General features: G+C 61.5%; 17 protein-coding genes and 1 other RNA gene. 10 read left to right on the top strand and 8 right to left on the bottom strand.

Annotated features, from left to right (window positions below; all coding sequences use genetic code 11):
- Window positions 1-19: 19 nt before the first annotated feature.
- Genes IB248_RS08400 through IB248_RS08390 form a run of 3 tightly spaced genes read right to left on the bottom strand, consistent with a single transcriptional unit; the run spans window position 20 to window position 2097 of the window.
- Entirely contained in the window at window positions 20-703 is a 684-nt protein-coding gene (locus IB248_RS08400) for a YafY family protein (protein ID WP_192240700.1), read from the bottom strand.
- 18 nt (window positions 704-721) lie between these two features.
- Window positions 722-1690 (bottom strand): NAD(+) diphosphatase, encoded by a 969-nt coding sequence (gene nudC, locus IB248_RS08395; protein ID WP_018855401.1) that lies wholly within the window; start codon window positions 1688-1690, stop codon window positions 722-724.
- Window positions 1687-2097, bottom strand: a complete 411-nt coding sequence (locus IB248_RS08390; protein ID WP_026371535.1) for an HIT family protein — start codon at window positions 2095-2097, stop codon at window positions 1687-1689. The genes nudC and IB248_RS08390 overlap by 4 nt, the downstream gene beginning before the upstream one ends.
- Window positions 2098-2185: 88 nt before the next feature.
- On the opposite strand from IB248_RS08390, the gene ffs reads away from it, so the two are divergent.
- From ffs to IB248_RS08370, 4 genes are all read left to right on the top strand, one after another.
- Window positions 2186-2282, top strand: an RNA gene (gene ffs / locus IB248_RS08385) — signal recognition particle sRNA small type.
- A 46-nt stretch (window positions 2283-2328) separates the two neighbouring features.
- Window positions 2329-4194: a DNA polymerase III subunit gamma/tau gene (locus tag IB248_RS08380; RefSeq protein WP_192240699.1), complete on the top strand. Its 1866-nt coding sequence runs from the start codon at window positions 2329-2331 to the stop codon at window positions 4192-4194.
- Between the two features lie 22 nt (window positions 4195-4216).
- Window positions 4217-4540, top strand: coding sequence for a YbaB/EbfC family nucleoid-associated protein (locus IB248_RS08375; protein ID WP_018855398.1), 324 nt, complete (start codon window positions 4217-4219; stop codon window positions 4538-4540).
- Between the two features lie 72 nt (window positions 4541-4612).
- Window positions 4613-5224 (top strand): LysE family translocator, encoded by a 612-nt coding sequence (locus IB248_RS08370; protein WP_018855397.1) that lies wholly within the window; start codon window positions 4613-4615, stop codon window positions 5222-5224.
- A gap of 1 nt (window position 5225) precedes the next feature.
- Here IB248_RS08370 and IB248_RS08365 read toward each other — a convergent pair whose 3' ends face one another.
- Window positions 5226-5753, bottom strand: coding sequence for a DUF992 domain-containing protein (locus IB248_RS08365; protein ID WP_018855396.1), 528 nt, complete (start codon window positions 5751-5753; stop codon window positions 5226-5228).
- A gap of 83 nt (window positions 5754-5836) precedes the next feature.
- Window positions 5837-6319, bottom strand: coding sequence for an Lrp/AsnC family transcriptional regulator (locus IB248_RS08360; protein WP_113471380.1), 483 nt, complete (start codon window positions 6317-6319; stop codon window positions 5837-5839).
- Between the two features lie 109 nt (window positions 6320-6428).
- Here IB248_RS08360 and IB248_RS08355 point away from each other — a divergent pair, with 109 nt between their 5' ends.
- On the top strand, window positions 6429-6965 hold the full coding sequence (locus tag IB248_RS08355; RefSeq protein WP_192240698.1) for an alpha/beta hydrolase: 537 nt from the start codon (window positions 6429-6431) through the stop codon (window positions 6963-6965).
- Here the strand turns inward: IB248_RS08355 and IB248_RS08350 are convergent.
- A complete protein-coding gene (locus tag IB248_RS08350) occupies window positions 6962-7585 on the bottom strand; it encodes an MOSC domain-containing protein (RefSeq protein ID WP_192240697.1) in 624 nt (207 codons plus the stop codon). The genes IB248_RS08355 and IB248_RS08350 overlap by 4 nt on opposite strands.
- A 56-nt stretch (window positions 7586-7641) precedes the next feature.
- Between IB248_RS08350 and recR the strand changes: the two genes are divergently transcribed.
- Both recR and IB248_RS08340 read left to right on the top strand, forming a co-directional pair.
- On the top strand, window positions 7642-8247 hold the full coding sequence (gene recR / locus IB248_RS08345) for a recombination mediator RecR (RefSeq protein WP_018855392.1): 606 nt from the start codon (window positions 7642-7644) through the stop codon (window positions 8245-8247).
- Between the two features lie 8 nt (window positions 8248-8255).
- Entirely contained in the window at window positions 8256-9509 is a 1254-nt protein-coding gene (locus IB248_RS08340) for a lytic murein transglycosylase (RefSeq protein ID WP_192240696.1), read from the top strand.
- A gap of 7 nt (window positions 9510-9516) precedes the next feature.
- Here IB248_RS08340 and IB248_RS08335 read toward each other — a convergent pair whose 3' ends face one another.
- Both IB248_RS08335 and IB248_RS08330 read right to left on the bottom strand, forming a co-directional pair.
- On the bottom strand, window positions 9517-9972 hold the full coding sequence (locus tag IB248_RS08335; protein ID WP_192240695.1) for a GNAT family N-acetyltransferase: 456 nt from the start codon (window positions 9970-9972) through the stop codon (window positions 9517-9519).
- An 8-nt stretch (window positions 9973-9980) separates the two neighbouring features.
- On the bottom strand, window positions 9981-11612 hold the full coding sequence (locus IB248_RS08330; RefSeq protein WP_018855389.1) for an MFS transporter: 1632 nt from the start codon (window positions 11610-11612) through the stop codon (window positions 9981-9983).
- 228 nt (window positions 11613-11840) lie between these two features.
- Between IB248_RS08330 and rimP the strand changes: the two genes are divergently transcribed.
- Genes rimP through IB248_RS08315 form a run of 3 tightly spaced genes read left to right on the top strand, consistent with a single transcriptional unit; the run spans window position 11841 to window position 14800 of the window.
- Window positions 11841-12446: a ribosome maturation factor RimP gene (rimP, locus tag IB248_RS08325; RefSeq protein ID WP_018855388.1), complete on the top strand. Its 606-nt coding sequence runs from the start codon at window positions 11841-11843 to the stop codon at window positions 12444-12446.
- A gap of 60 nt (window positions 12447-12506) precedes the next feature.
- Window positions 12507-14111: a transcription termination factor NusA gene (nusA, locus tag IB248_RS08320; RefSeq protein WP_007798988.1), complete on the top strand. Its 1605-nt coding sequence runs from the start codon at window positions 12507-12509 to the stop codon at window positions 14109-14111.
- Window positions 14111-14800: an RNA-binding protein gene (locus IB248_RS08315; RefSeq protein WP_018855387.1), complete on the top strand. Its 690-nt coding sequence runs from the start codon at window positions 14111-14113 to the stop codon at window positions 14798-14800. The genes nusA and IB248_RS08315 overlap by 1 nt, the downstream gene beginning before the upstream one ends.
- Window positions 14801-14812: the final 12 nt, after the last annotated feature.

Here is a 14812-nt window from a genome sequence, read left to right as displayed (position 1 = left end):
TATGGCAGTAGTGTCGCGGTCAGGATGCAATATCTTGCTGGTCTCGCCATTCCTTGAGCAGGACCGCGCGCCGGCGCGGATAACGGCCGTCCTGAGGGATCATTTCGACGATCCGGTCGGTGCGGAAGTGGCGGTAATCCTGACGCAATTCACACCAGGCAACGACAACCCGCACCTGCTCGAAATAGCTCAGCGCGAAAGGCCAGATATTGCGGACGGAGACGGTTCCGCCCTCATCCGAGTAGGTCAACTTGAGGATTCGTTCGGCGCGAATCGCCTTGCGAATGGCACTGAGATCAGCCTTGTCGGCAACGGGCGGTCGGAGATGGACGAGCAGCGTCGAGGTCTCGATCTCGTCTCGCATCTCATGCGGCAGCACGTCGGCGATCTTGGCGAGGGCATCGGCGCCGGCGGCGGCAAGGCGTGGATCGGCGGCACGCGCAACCCATCGCGAACCGAGGACGAGCGCCTCGATCTCGTCCTGCGAAAACATCATCGGTGGCAGCATGAAACCCGGCTTCAACACGTAGCCGAGACCTGGCTCTCCTTCGATCAAGGCGCCCTGTGCCTGCAGGCTCGAAATATCGCGATAAAGCGTGCGGATGCTGACGCCAGTTTCGGTGGCAAGCACAGCGCCGCTGACCGGCCGGCGATAGCGCCGCAGGGTTTGCAGCAACGTCAGAAGGCGTTCGGAGCGTGCCATGTCAGGGGCCTCGTTCTGTCAGGCCTTATTGCTTTTCCACTCTATCCAATCGCGCATCAGCCGATGGGCGATCGCCCCCTTGGGCGGTGGTGCCTTGCCGGTCACGCCGGGGCGTTCAAGCATCTCAAGCGTTTCTTCACGCGTGAACCAGCGGCAGTCCTCCAGCTCCTGGGTATCGTACTTGACGTCCTTGGACTTGGCTTCGGCGAAGCAGCCAAGCATCAGCGTATGGGGCATCGGCCAGGGTTGCGAAGCGTGATAGCGGATCCGTCCGGTATGAATTCCGGATTCTTCCAGCGTCTCACGGCGCACAGCGTTCTCGATCGTCTCACCCGGTTCTACGAAACCGGCAAGACAGGAATACATGCCCGGAGCGAAATGCGGGCTGCGGCCAAGAAGGCAGAGATCGCGCTCCTCGTCGATCGTGAGCATGATGACGACGGGGTCGGTGCGCGGGAAGATTTCATGTCCGCAGGCTGTGCAGACGCGCTTGTAGCCGCCGATATGGATCTCCATGGTCGAGCCGCAGCGGCCGCAGAACTTGTTGTCGCGGTTCCAGCGGATGAGGCTCGCTCCCTGCGCAAACTCCCCGAGTAGAACCTCGTCGATCAGCATCTCGCGAAATAGCGAACGGCCATCCGAAGGCTTGTAATGGCTGGCCAACTCTTCTTCCGGAACACCCACCGGCACGGCAAGGCGCGGCTCCCCGGTTTTTCGATAGCCGAGCAGGACGGTCTCATCCCAGTTGGGCCGCAGGTCCTTCAGCTCGTAGCGTGCAAACAGCGGATCAAGCACCTGCCCGTCATGCTTCAAGACCAGCTTGTCGCCGGCAAAGGCGAAGATATGCGTTCCTTCCTTGGCAAGCGCCTTGTCGACGGATGTCTCGTCGCGATGTTCGGAATCACGGATCAGGTCATTGGCTGCGAAGGCAGTCAGGCTACTGGGTTCCGGATGCGGAACATCCGAATCGAAAAGCGAACGGCTCATGATGAAAGGGCTTCCCGCAACTTCTCTATAAGGTCATCTCTCTTATCCGCCGCGTAAGGTTCAGCCTTGCCAAAACCCCAGACGGGATTTGGCCAATTGGCATCGCCTTCGAAGCGGGCAATGACATGAACATGAAGCTGACGGACGATGTTGCCAAGGGCCCCAATATTGATTTTTGTGGCGCCGGTGATCTTCTTCAGGGCGGAGGCGACCATCTCCGTCTCGAATGTCAGCAACACCTGATCGAGGGGCGTCAGTTCGAAGACTTCGCTGATATCCGTTCTGCGTGGCACGAGAATCAGCCACGGCCAGCGGGCGTCCTTCGACAGCCTGAGATCGCAGAGCCCGGTCTGAATAACTCGGTCGCTATCGCTCTCCAGCCGACGGTCGAGTTTGAATTCGTCCAACAGGCATTCCTCCATGTTTTCCTGAGGCTAGCAGTTTTTTTTGAGCTTGGCTTGCTTTTGATGGCGATATTGCCGATATGTGCATCCGGGAGGTTGGTGGTGGACGAGCCACTCGCCAACCGGGTCAGGTCCGGAAGGAAGCAGCCCTAACGAGCCCGGCACGGGTCATCGTGCCAGCCTCCCACCTTTCTCTCCATTCTTGCTCGGGCAGTCCGGGTGATAAGCAGGGCGATGAGCGACACCGAGCGACAGTCACAAGATGCCGCCTCGACGGGCACCGGATACCGGGTGCTGGCACGCAAATACCGCCCCAAGGATTTCACGGATCTGATGGTCGGCCAGGAGCCGATGGTTCAGACCCTGACCAACGCCTTCGAGACCGGCCGTATTGCCCAAGCCTACATGCTGACCGGCGTGCGCGGGGTCGGCAAGACGACGACCGCCCGCATCCTCGCTCGCGCGCTGAATTACAAGACCGCTGACATCGACAAGCCGACGATCGATCTGCGGATCCCGGGTGAGCATTGCCAGGCAATCATGGAAGGCCGGCATGTCGACGTCATCGAGATGGACGCTGCATCCCACACGGGTATCGACGATATCCGCGAGATCATCGAGCAGGTGCGCTATCGCCCGGTTTCGGCGCGCTACAAGGTCTACATCATCGACGAAGTGCACATGCTCTCGACACAGGCCTTCAACGGCCTGCTGAAGACGCTCGAAGAGCCGCCGGAGCATGTGAAGTTCATCTTCGCTACCACCGAAATCCGCAAGGTCCCGATCACCGTCCTGTCGCGCTGCCAGCGTTTCGACTTGCGCCGCATCAGTGCCTCCGATCTCGTTGGGCTCTTTACCACGATCGCATCGAAGGAAGGCATCGAGGCGGAGCCGGATGCGCTGGCGATGATTGCCCGTGCCGCCGAAGGTTCGGCGCGCGACGGTCTCTCGCTGCTCGACCAGGCGATCGCCCATGGCGGCGGCGCGGTGCTGGCGGAAACGGTGCGCGGGATGCTCGGCCTTGCCGACCGCGCCCGCATCGTCGATCTCTTTCATCATATCGTAAAAGGCGATGTCGCAGCAGCGCTCGGCGAATTCGAAAGCCAGTATGAAGCCGGTGCCAATCCCGTTGCCGTGCTGACCGATCTCGCTGATTTCACGCATCTGGTCACGCGGTTGAAATACGTGCCGGATGCCGCTAACGATCCTTCGCTCAGCGAAATCGAACGTACCAAGGCCGCCGAATTCGCGCAGAGCGTGGCGGTAACGACGCTGTCGCGCATCTGGCAGATGTTACTAAAGGGCATTCCGGAAGCCGAAGGCTCCTCGCGCCCGGCCGGCGCCGCTGAGATGGTGCTGATCCGACTGACACATGCCGCCCATCTGCCGGCGCCGGAAGACGCCGCCCGTCGCCTCGCGGAGTTTTCCGAGACGAACGGTGGCGGCCGTCCATCCGTCCCATCGGGCAACAGCGGTGGCGGCGCAACGGTGAACTATCAAGGCAATCTGGCGGCATCGACCGAGTCGATCCCGCGCCCGCAGCCCGCCGGCCCGACCGCGATGCTGCGCGCCGTCCCTAATCCCGACCCGCAGAACGTGCCGGTCGGCCGCGTCGAGACGAAGCCGGCCGAGGCGCCGAAACCACTGGTTTCGGTAAACTCGATCACCGATATCGCCAATCTGGCCGGTGAAAAGCGCGATGTGAAGGTCAAGGCGCTGGTGCGCAACTTCGTACGCCCGGTGCGCATCGAGCCCGGCCGCCTCGACGTCAATCTGACCGAAGGCGCCCCCGGTACGCTGCTGAACGAACTGGCTGTCAAGCTCAAGGACTGGACAGGCATCCATTGGATCGTCAGCCTCAGCCGCGAGGAAGCTCAGCCGACGATCGTCGAGGCCGAAGCCAACGCCAAGGCGCAGCAGGTCAGCGACGCGCGCCAAGATCCGGATGTGGCGGCGATCCTCGCCCAGTTTCCGGGCGCCAAGATCATCGACGTCCGCGTAAGGGCGCCCGAGCCGGAAGAGGAAGAGGAAGTCAAGGCGCCTGCCGCTGCCGAATCCGAAGAGGGCGACATCCTGCCCGGCGACGACATAATTTTCTAGAGTATCGAGAAGGAGCGAGACGATGCGCGACATCATGGGCATGATGGGCAAAGTCAAGGAAATGCAGGCCAAGATGGAGAAGATGCAGGCGGAGATCGCCGAACTCCAGGCGGAAGGCAAGTCGGGTGGCGGTCTCGTCACCGTGATCCTCAATGGCAAGGGCGAGATGCAGAGCCTGAAGATCGACCCGTCCCTCTTCAAGGAAGACGATGTCGAAATCCTCGAAGACCTGATCGTTGCCGCGCATAAGGATGCCAAGGACAAGGCGGAAGCCGCCGCTGCCGAAAAGACCAAGGCGCTGACCGCCGGCCTGCCGATTCCTCCTGGCTTCAAGATGCCGTTCTGACCAGCCGGTAGACCAAGAGAGCGGTGTCAGCTGCGCTGGCATCGCTTCCGTCACGCAACAGGAGGATTGCCGATGACGTTGACCAGTCTGTTTGTCTTTGCCTGCGCATTGTTCGTGGCCGCCGGCTCTCCTGGTCCGAGCGTTGCCGCACTCGTCGCCCGGGTGATTTCCAAGGGCGCCCGTGACGTTCTGCCTTTCCTGTCAGCTATGTGGCTCGGCGAAGCAATTTGGCTGACCTGCGCCGTCGCCGGCTTGGCGGCGATCGCCGAAACCTTCCACTATGCCTTCGTTGCCATCAAGTGGCTCGGCGTCTGCTACCTGCTCTATCTTGCCTGGAAAATGTGGTTCGCGTCGCCCGATAGTGATGGCGAAGCGTTGCCCGAGGCGCAATCACCCACAAGGCTTTTCCTCGCCGGCATGACGGTGACGCTCGGCAACCCGAAGATCATGATGTTCTACATGGCGCTGCTGCCCTCGATCATCGACGTTCGCGGGGTAACGATCGTCGGTTGGGCAGAACTCGTGGCCACCATGCTCTTCGTGCTGATCTTCATCGACTTCAGTTGGACGCTGCTTGCTGCCAAAGCCCGGCGCTTCCTGAGGAGCCGTCGTGCTATTCGCGCGGCCAACCGCGCCAGCGCCGGAACGATGGCCGGCGCCGCTTTGGCGATCGCGATGCGCTAGGCTATCGCTGTGACACATGCCGCCTGGGAGCTGGTGGCGGTGGTGCCGGCGGCACCCAGGTCAGGATCATATTGGCAACGCCTGCCGCGATGTTGAGACCGGACGTGCCCTCAGCCGAGACAGGTTGCAGAGCAATCGAGCCCTCGAAACCGCCGATCAGGACATTCGCCCCGACGCCGAGGCCGACCGTCGCATTGGCTGCGACGCCGGAGTAGCTGCCCTGCAGGGCGCCGTCGAGCCGGTTTGTCGGCGCGTAGACGAGCCAGATCAATCCGCCGCCAGCGAGAGCGCCGATATCGACACCAAACTTGGTGATCGTGCCGGTGTAGCGTTCGCTTGGTCGATCGGGCGAGGACGGCGTGAATATGCAGTTTAGCGTCCGTTTCGAGCCGATGATGACGCCGAATCCGGGAGAAATATCACAGCCCAACGAGCCGACCTTGACGCGGGCTGCAGCCGGCGTTGCTGATAGGAAGGTAGTGGCCGTTGCGGCGATGACTGCCGCCGCGATAAGTCTTGCGATGGACATGCGAGCCTCCTTCGATTTGCACCCCGTGGATGAAAAACTAGGAGGCTCCTTCTCGTCAGCAAGTGGCAGCCGTTGAAATCACCTCAGACGTGGTTTCGCGCCAATTTCATCAGTTCGCGACCGACGGGTTTGGTCGGCTCCCCACGCAAGACGAGCGAGGTGGTGACCGCACCATAGCGCGCGATGCTATCGACGATGACTTCAAGCTCGGAGGGCGAGGGGACGAGGACTTTCAAGACGAAGCAATCCTCTCCTGTCAGCCTGAGAACTTCGATGATCTGCGGCATGTCGGCAAATTGCTTGAGGCAGGTGCGGATATGTTCGTGGGTCGTGCGTAGCCGGATCACGGCCATCATGCCCAGCCCGAGCGCCGCGGTATTGATACGGGCGCCGTAGCCTTTGATGATCCCCCGTTCCTCCAGGCGTTTCAGCCGCTCGGAGGCTGCCGGCTGCGACAGGCCGACCTTGCGCCCCAGCTCGGAAACGGAAATGCGCCCATCAGCCTGCATGATCTCGATAATCATCATGTCAGTTGGGTCGAGTTGTCGGCTCATGAAATCGGCCATGAATGTCCGCCTTTAATCTATCGGCTGAGCGATGACTTTGCCGATGATTTCTTATGTCATTTGCGCACCCTCTCGCGCAACTTGTCCGTCGAGCAACAGGAAGGAAGCGATGAGAGAAATCATCACGGTGCCCGGCATTGGCGGGTCTGGCGAAACCCACTGGCAGTCCCGATGGGAGACGGCCGACCGTCGCATTCGGCGCTTTTCACCCTCGAGTTGGGATCAGCCGGACATTGAGGACTGGATTGAGGCGCTGGACAGGGCAGTCGGGCAGGCGGAGGCCGAACCGCTTCTCGTTGCCCATAGTCTCTCCTGCCTGCTGGTGGCGCATTGGGCACGGCGGGCCAGGCATCGCGCCAGCGGCGCCTTGCTCGTCGCGCCGCCGGACCCGCGCGCCGCAGCCTACCCGCCGGAAGCAGCCGGCTTTGCCGAAACACCTCTCGGGGCGCTTCCGTTCCCCTCGCTTGTCGTAGCAAGCAGCGACGACCCGTACGGTTCGCTCGACTACGCACGTGCCAGGGCTGATGAGTGGGGTAGCCAATTCACAAATATTGGTGCCCGCGGTCACATCAACGGAGCCAGTGGGCTTGGCGATTGGCCGGAGGGACGGGCGGCTTTGGCGGCCCTTGAGGTGCGCTTGCGCTAGGCGCCGGCCTGCACTTCCAGAATATTCCGAAGTTTGTAGTGGATCGGAGCCGCCAGATAGCGGTTGCGATCTTGGGCGGCGAGGGTCTTGCCAAAGGTGGCGATCATCTCCGGCATCGTAACCTTTTCGCCGTCATAAGGCTGATAGTCGACCGTTGATCTGGCGGTGATTGCTCCACCGTGAAGCACCCGGCAATAGATGCCCGGCCGGGCAGCTCGCGCGTAGCGCTTGGCGAACCGCGGGTCACCCATCCGGGCGGCAAAGGTAGCACAGGGAATGCGCGCACTGGTAACCTCCAGAACAAGATCGCCGGCTATGAATCGATCGCCGACCGAAACGGTGCGGTTGTCGAGACCGTCGATCACCAGGTTTTCTCCGAATGTGCCTGGCACGGTCGGCCGCACAAGCTCTTTCGACCACCAGTCGAGCGTCAGCGACCCCTCGAGATAGACGGCCTGGTCGACGCCGCCATGATGCTTCCGGTTGCAGATCGCATCACCGACCACGCCCTCCGCATCGACGAGCACGCTGCCGGTGATGGGATGCTTGTAGATGCCCGTCTTGTAGCTCTTGCCGGGCAGCCGCTCGGCACTGCCGATGCAGACGGCGAGGATTTTCATCAAGCGGCGCTCCCAACATGTTTCCGTTTTTGCAGCATATGGGCTAATAACCGCTCATGGCAAAGCGAGTCACCGGCCCCGAAATCGAAAAACTGATCCAGCTTCTGGCAAAGGTCCCCGGCCTCGGTCCGCGGTCCGCGCGCCGCGCTGCCTTGCATCTCATCAAGAAGAAAGACCAACTGCTCGGCCCGCTGTCGAACGCGATGGGCGAGGCCTACGACAAGGTCAAGATCTGCTCTCTCTGCGGCAATGTCGATACGGTAGATCCCTGCACGGTCTGCACGGACGACCGGCGCGACCAGTCCGTCATCATCGTCGTCGAAGATGTCTCCGACCTATGGGCGTTGGAGCGCGCCGGCGCGCTGAACGCCGCCTATCATGTCCTCGGTGGCACCTTGTCTCCCTTGGATGGCGTCGGCCCGGATGATCTCAACATTCGCGGCCTGATCGAGCGCGTCACGGCCGGCGGCATCCGCGAACTGATCATCGCGGTCAACGCCACCGTCGAGGGGCAGACAACAGCACACTATATAACCGACCAGCTGACCGGACTGAACGTCAAGATCACGCGCCTTGCCCATGGCGTCCCGGTCGGTGGCGAACTCGACTATCTCGATGAAGGAACGCTGCAGGCGGCGCTCAGAGCCCGCACGGCAATCTAGGGGGAAGCATGAGCAAGCGCATTTTCGGGCGCCTCTTGATCGCGACGGCGGCGCTGCTGGCACTGTCAGGCCCGCCAGCTTTTTCCGCTTCCAAGGCCGATGTTGAAGCGCAGTTCGAAAAGTGGGTCAGGGCCGATCTCTGGCCGGAGGCGCAGCGCAATGGCATTTCCGAGAAGGCGTTTCAAGCAGCCTTTGCGGGCGTCGAGCTGAACTGGACCTTGACCGATCTCGCCCCTCCCGGCTTCCCACCTGCCAAGGAGCAGAAGCAGACGCAGGCCGAATTCTCCTCGCCCGCGCCGTACTTCAACGAGGATCGGCTGAAGCGGCTGGAGAGCACCGGCCGCGGCTTTGCCGCGCAATATGCCTCGACGCTGAAGAAGATTGAAAAAGCCTACGGGGTTCCCGGCTCGATCGTCCTTGCCGTCTGGGGGCGCGAAACCGGCTTCGGGGCTGCCAAGATCCCGAATTCCGCCATCGAGGTGCTGGCGACCAAGGCCTTTATGTCGACGCGCAAGGACATGTTCCGCACCGAATTGCTCGCCGCTCTGCATATCATCGATCGCGGTGACGCGACGCCGGCCGAATTCAAGGGGTCATCTGCCGGCGCGCTCGGCCAGCCGCAGTTCATGCCGACCAGCTATCTGAAATATGCGGTCGATTTCGATGGCGACGGCCACCCCAACATCTGGACATCGGTTCCCGATACGCTTGCCTCTATTGCGAACTTCCTTGCCCAGAAGAGCTGGCAGCGCGGTCGTGGCTGGGGATACGAAGTGAGCATCCCCGATGGTGTATCCTGCGCGCAAGAGGGGCCGGACCTCGCCAAGCCCGTGTCGCACTGGGTCTCACTCGGTATCACGCGCATATCAGGCAAGGCTTTCCCTTCCGGCGAGGGCAAGGCGTCCGGCATGATGCTCGTCCCTGCTGGGCGCGACGGTCCGGAGTTTGTCGTCACGCCGAACTTCTACGTGCTGAAGGAATACAACAACTCCGACCTCTATGCGCTTTTTATCGGCAACCTGGCCGATCGCATCGCCTATGGGTCCGGGGCTTTCCAGGGGCCTTGGGGCGATGTCGGCAAAATGCTGCGCTCCGACGTCGCGACGATGCAGAAGGCGCTGGAGAAAAAGGGATACGACGTCGGCGGCTCCGATGGTCTCCCCGGTTACAAGACCCGCCGTTCCATCGGCCAGTGGCAGGAGAAAAACGGCTTGACGCCGACCTGCTATCCCGAGGCATCGATGATCGGAAGGTTGAAGTAGCTAGAGCCTAGAGGTTGCGCTTCAGCCCCTCGTGGCTCGCGACAAATCCCAGTTTCTCGTAGAAACGGATGGCGTCGCGCCGTGATTTGTCCGAGGTCAGCTGTACCAAACCGCAACCGCGCTCGGCGCAGCGTGCAACAGCCCATTCAATGAAATCGGAGCCTAGGCCCGTGCCACGCGCGCTCTTGGCGACGCGCACGCTTTCGATCTGCCCACGCCAAACACCTGTTCGGGACAGGCCGGGAATGAAAGTCAGCTGCAAGCAGCCGAGGACGCGATCGCGCCCATCCACCGCGACCGCCAGCAGCTGATTGGCGTCGGCTTCGATGGCATCGAACGCAGCGACATATCTTGCATCCGGCGGATCCGAAACGATTTCGCGCGCGCTGCCGAGGTCGTCCTCGGCGAGCAAGCCAATGATATCAGCCAGATCCGAACGGCGCGCGGGGCGGAAGGAATGCATGTCTTGCCTCAATGATGCAGGTCGATCGGTGCCTTGTAGAAGACGTCATCGCTGGGCGGAATGGCCTGGCGCTCGATCAGTCGATGCACCTGCGGCAGTTCTTCGCCTCGGTGGAGCGCCCGCAACTGTTCGATATTTTCCGCATCGGCCTGCGTGCGGCGCTGATTGTGCCTGATGTATTCGACCCAGGTCGGCGCGTGGTAGGTCTCCGTCCACCGGCCCGGTTTTTCGAGATCGCGCATCAGCGCCCAATTGCGCGCGCCGTCGCGAATGCGGATGCGTCGCCGCTCGCCCATCAGGGCCAGAAAGTCGGCAATGTCCGCGTCTGCGATTTCGTAATCGATCTGGACGACGATTGGACCGCTGCGCGGCGTGATATCGAGGCCGAGCGCCGGTTCGATGAAGCGGTTCAGCGGGTCCAGGTTGAGCGAGGCAAAGGCCGGCATGGCAAAGCGCAGGCCGATGACGATGCCGAAGAGCATGACGAAGGCCGAGATGAGCAGGGCATTGGCAACGCCATAGCGGTCGGCTGCCGCGCCCCAGAGCCAGCTGCCGCCGGCAATGCCGCCGAAGGTCACCGTCTGATAGAGCGACAGGGCGCGGCCGACGACCCAACGCGGCGTCGACAGCTGCACGATCGTATTGAACAGCGAGAGCGCCAGCACCCAACATGCGCCTGCGATCACCAGCCCGGCACAGGTCAGCGCGGCAATCGGACTGGAAGCGGCGATCACTGCGCTCAGCGCAAAGCCGGTAAAGGAAATCCGCACGATCGCCTCGCTCGAAAAGCGTTCGCGCAGCCGGTCGTTCAGGATAGCCCCGCCGATGGCGCCGATGCCGAAAGAGCCGAGCATGAGGCCGTAGGTCAGCGGACCGCCGACAACAAGGTTGATCGCCACGATCGGCAGCAGTGCAAGGATCGAGCTGGCGCTGATCCCGAAGACGAGCCCGCGCAGCAGCACCTTTTGCAGGTTGGGCGACATCGACACGTAACGAAGGCCGGCAAAGACGGCGCTGCCGAGCGTCTCCCTCGGGAGGGTCGAGGCCGGCGGGGTCGGCTTCCAGCGCCGCAGCGCATAGATCAGCGCGAAGTAGCTCACTGTATTGACGGCAAAGGCTGCAGCCGCGCCGGCAGCGGCGACGATGGCGCCGCCGATCGCGGGTCCGACACTGCGGGTGATATTGAAGCCGACGCTGTTCAAGGTCACCGCACCCGGCAGATCCACGCGCGGCACCATGTCGCCGACCGAGGCTTGCCAGGACGGGTTGTTCAACGCCGTGCCGCAGCCGATGAGGAAGGTGAAAAAGAGGAGCAGCCAGGGCGAAAGCCAGCCGAAGTAGGCGGAGATGCTGAGCACGGCCGAAACCGCAAACATGAAATATTGCGCAATCAGCATCACCCGGCGGCGATCAAAGCTGTCTGCAAGGGCGCCCGATGCAAGCGAAAAGAGCATGATTGGCAGTGCCGTCGATGTCTGCACGAGCGCAACCATATTGTCCGATGCCGTGATGGTCGTCATCATCCAGGCGGCGCCGACCGCCTGGATCAGTCCCCCGAAGTTCGAAGCGAGGCTTGCAAACCAGATCCTCCGGTAGGTTTCGTGCCGTAGCGGCGCCAGTGTCGACGAAGTGTAAGGCACGATCCCTCCCGATGACGGTCCTCGGAGCCAATATATGCTGAATGACGCCGCTGGCTACCTCGGGCGCCCATTGGGCCGAAGGTTGGCGACGGACCTTGCAATTTTTTGAAAACGGGCCTATATGGCTCTCAAATCTTGATCGTTTTGATGAAGAGTGGGCCGCAAGGACCCGCTCTTTTTTATTACCGCGATCATCCAAAAAGCATGAAATTGCGAGGAGCGTATCGCTTGTCGGATCCGACGAAAGCAGACAATGAACTTGAGCCGCGGCTGATCACCGAGACCGGTCTCGACCAGCGCCTTGCCGACATCGTCGAGCCTGTGCTCATCGACCTGGGTTATCGCCTGGTCCGTGTACGCATGCTCAACCAGAACGGCGCCACCATGCAGATCATGGCCGAACGCAATGATGGAACGATGGATGTCGAAGGCTGCGAAGAGGTCTCGATGGCCGTTTCTCCGGTTCTCGATGTGGAAGATCCGATCGATAGAGAGTATCATCTCGAAGTGTCTTCGCCGGGTATCGACCGCCCGATGGTGCGGAAATCCGATTTCGTGCGCTGGCAGGGACACCTTCTGAAGTGCGAAACGTCGATCATGGTCGGCAACCGCAAGCGCTTCCGTGGCAAGATCGTTGCGACCGACGCAGACGGTTTCACGCTCGAGCGTGACCAGGTTTCCGAGGGTGAAGAGCAGAATATCGTTATTCCGTTCACGGCTCTCGCCGATGCAAAGCTCATTCTGACCGACGATCTGATCCGTGATGCCCTGCGCGCCGACAAGCTGGCGAAGGCAGAGGCCGCGAACCAGAACGAAGCGGAAGACGAAGAATAACCGATCAACTTGTGGCTCGAGGGACGGGAACCCGGGACGCCAAGACGGAGAGATAAGACAATGGCAGTCAGTGCGAACCGGCTCGAACTTCTGCAGATCGCAGATGCAGTGGCGCGCGAAAAGGTCATCGACCGCGAGATCGTACTTGCCGCAATGGCAGACGCGATCCAGAAGGCAGCGCGCTCCCGCTACGGCACCGAGTCCAACATCCGCGCCGACATCAACCCGAAGACCGGCGAAATCCGTCTTCAGCGTCTGCTCGAAGTTGTCGACAAGGCCGAAGACTATTCGACCCAGATTCCACTTGAGCTGGCCCGCGACCGCAACCCGGATGCAGCCCTTGGCGATTTCATTGCCGATCCGCTGCCGCCGATGGATTTCGGCCGTATCGCTGCTCAGTCCGCCAAGCAGGTTATCGTTCAGAAGGTTCGTGAAGCCGAGCGCGACCGCCAGTTCGACGAGTTCAAGGATCGCGTCGGCGAAATCGTCAACGGCACCGTCAAGCGCGTCGAATATGGCAACGTCATCGTCGACCTCGGCCGCGGCGAAGGCATCATCCGCCGCGACGAAATGATCCCGCGCGAGAACGTCCGCTATGGCGATCGCGTCCGCGCATACGTATATGATGTTCGTCGTGAACAGCGCGGCCCGCAGATCTTCCTGTCGCGCACGCATCCGCAGTTCATGGTCAAGCTCTTCACGATGGAAGTGCCTGAAATCTACGACGGCATCATCCAGGTGAAGTCGGTTGCCCGCGATCCGGGTTCGCGCGCCAAGATCGCCGTGATCTCGAACGACAGCTCGATCGATCCGGTCGGCGCCTGCGTCGGTATGCGCGGTTCGCGTGTTCAGGCCGTCGTCGGCGAACTCCAAGGCGAAAAGATCGACATCATTCCGTGGTCGCAGGACCCGGCGACCTTTGTCGTCAACGCCCTGCAGCCGGCTGAAGTCGCCAAGGTCGTTCTCGACGAAGATGCAGAGCGCATTGAAGTCGTGGTTCCGGACGAGCAGCTGTCGCTGGCTATCGGCCGCCGCGGCCAGAACGTCCGCCTGGCATCGCAGCTGACTGGCTGGGACATCGATATCATGACGGAAGCCGAGGAATCCGAGCGCCGTCAGAAGGAATTCAACGAGCGCACCAACTTGTTCATGGATTCGCTCGACGTTGACGAAATGGTCGGCCAGGTTCTGGCGTCGGAAGGCTTTGCGGCAGTTGAAGAACTGGCTTACGTCGATCTCGACGAAATTGCCTCGATCGACGGTTTTGACGAAGACACCGCACAGGAAATCCAGACGCGCGCCCGCGAATATCTGGAGCGCCTGGAAGCCGAAATGGACGAGAAGCGCAAGGCGCTCGGTGTTTCCGACGAACTGCGTCAAATCGACGGCATGACCGCTCAGATGATGGTCGCGCTCGGCGAAGACGGCATCAAGACGATCGAGGACTTCGCCGGCTGCGCCGCTGACGATCTCGTCGGCTGGAGCGAGCGCAAGAACGGCGAGACCAAGAAGTTCGAAGGCCTGTTCTCCAAGTTCGACGTTTCGCGCGTCGAGGCCGAGCAGATGGTTGTCCAGGCCCGCCTCGCGGCTGGTTGGATCACCGAGGAAGACCTCGCAAAGGACGCGGAAGCTGAAGAAGCTCCCGAGGCCGAGCAGGAAGTATAATGTCCGCGCGTGAGCCGAGCGTCTCTCCTGAGGACGACGATCTTGCAGGATATGACGTGAATGGTCGCATGTGCATCGTGACACGCGAAAGCGGATCGCAGGATGAGCTGATCCGCTTCGTTGCTGCTCCTGATGGGACTGTGGTCGCCGACCTGAAGCGCCAGCTTCCGGGACGCGGATGTTGGGTCAAGATCGATCGCTCGCTGGTCGACAAGGCCGTGGCGAAGAAGCTCTTTGCGCGTGCCTTGAAAGCGGATGTGAAGGCGGCAGCCGAGCTCGGCGAAACCGTCGATACGCTGCTCGTACAGCAGCTGATGCAGATGATGAACATGGCTCGCAAGGCGGGGCAGTTCGTTACCGGCTCCGCGAAAGTGGATGCCGCAGTCAGGAGTGGAGCCGCGATCGCCGTGTTCCACGCAACGAATGCCGCCGAAGATGGCGTGAGAAAAATCGACCAGGCCCGCAAGGCCTGGCACCTCGGAATGGAGACCGAGGAGGAAGTACCTTCCTACCGTCTCTTCTCGGAGAGCGAAATGGAAGGCCTGATGGGCCAGAACGCTTTTATCCATGCTGCAGTGCTTGCAGGGCAGGCGGGTGAGGGTGTAGTGAAGCGCGCAAAGATGCTCGAACAGTACCGCAATGGCGGTCAGTCCCGGGCAGCGGGCGGCGCTGGCCGGCAAAAACAATGATGCGGTCACCGG

The organism is Rhizobium sp. RHZ01 (genome assembly GCF_014851595.1).
GTDB classification, from domain to species: domain Bacteria; phylum Pseudomonadota; class Alphaproteobacteria; order Rhizobiales; family Rhizobiaceae; genus Rhizobium; species Rhizobium altiplani.
This window is presented reverse-complemented; position numbering and strand designations above follow the sequence as displayed.

Coding starts and splice junctions, on each gene's coding strand:
- IB248_RS08365 (WP_018855396.1), bottom strand. CDS start 5,753: ATGTCCATCGCAAGACTTATCGCGGCGGCAGTCATCGCCGCAACGGCC.
- IB248_RS08315 (WP_018855387.1), top strand. CDS start 14,111: ATGTCCGCGCGTGAGCCGAGCGTCTCTCCTGAGGACGACGATCTTGCA.
- IB248_RS08360 (WP_113471380.1), bottom strand. CDS start 6,319: ATGGCCGATTTCATGAGCCGACAACTCGACCCAACTGACATGATGATT.
- IB248_RS08335 (WP_192240695.1), bottom strand. CDS start 9,972: ATGCATTCCTTCCGCCCCGCGCGCCGTTCGGATCTGGCTGATATCATT.
- IB248_RS08355 (WP_192240698.1), top strand. CDS start 6,429: ATGAGAGAAATCATCACGGTGCCCGGCATTGGCGGGTCTGGCGAAACC.
- nusA (WP_007798988.1), top strand. CDS start 12,507: ATGGCAGTCAGTGCGAACCGGCTCGAACTTCTGCAGATCGCAGATGCA.
- recR (WP_018855392.1), top strand. CDS start 7,642: ATGGCAAAGCGAGTCACCGGCCCCGAAATCGAAAAACTGATCCAGCTT.
- IB248_RS08340 (WP_192240696.1), top strand. CDS start 8,256: ATGAGCAAGCGCATTTTCGGGCGCCTCTTGATCGCGACGGCGGCGCTG.
- IB248_RS08400 (WP_192240700.1), bottom strand. CDS start 703: ATGGCACGCTCCGAACGCCTTCTGACGTTGCTGCAAACCCTGCGGCGC.
- IB248_RS08350 (WP_192240697.1), bottom strand. CDS start 7,585: ATGAAAATCCTCGCCGTCTGCATCGGCAGTGCCGAGCGGCTGCCCGGC.
- IB248_RS08375 (WP_018855398.1), top strand. CDS start 4,217: ATGCGCGACATCATGGGCATGATGGGCAAAGTCAAGGAAATGCAGGCC.
- IB248_RS08380 (WP_192240699.1), top strand. CDS start 2,329: ATGAGCGACACCGAGCGACAGTCACAAGATGCCGCCTCGACGGGCACC.
- nudC (WP_018855401.1), bottom strand. CDS start 1,690: ATGAGCCGTTCGCTTTTCGATTCGGATGTTCCGCATCCGGAACCCAGT.
- IB248_RS08370 (WP_018855397.1), top strand. CDS start 4,613: ATGACGTTGACCAGTCTGTTTGTCTTTGCCTGCGCATTGTTCGTGGCC.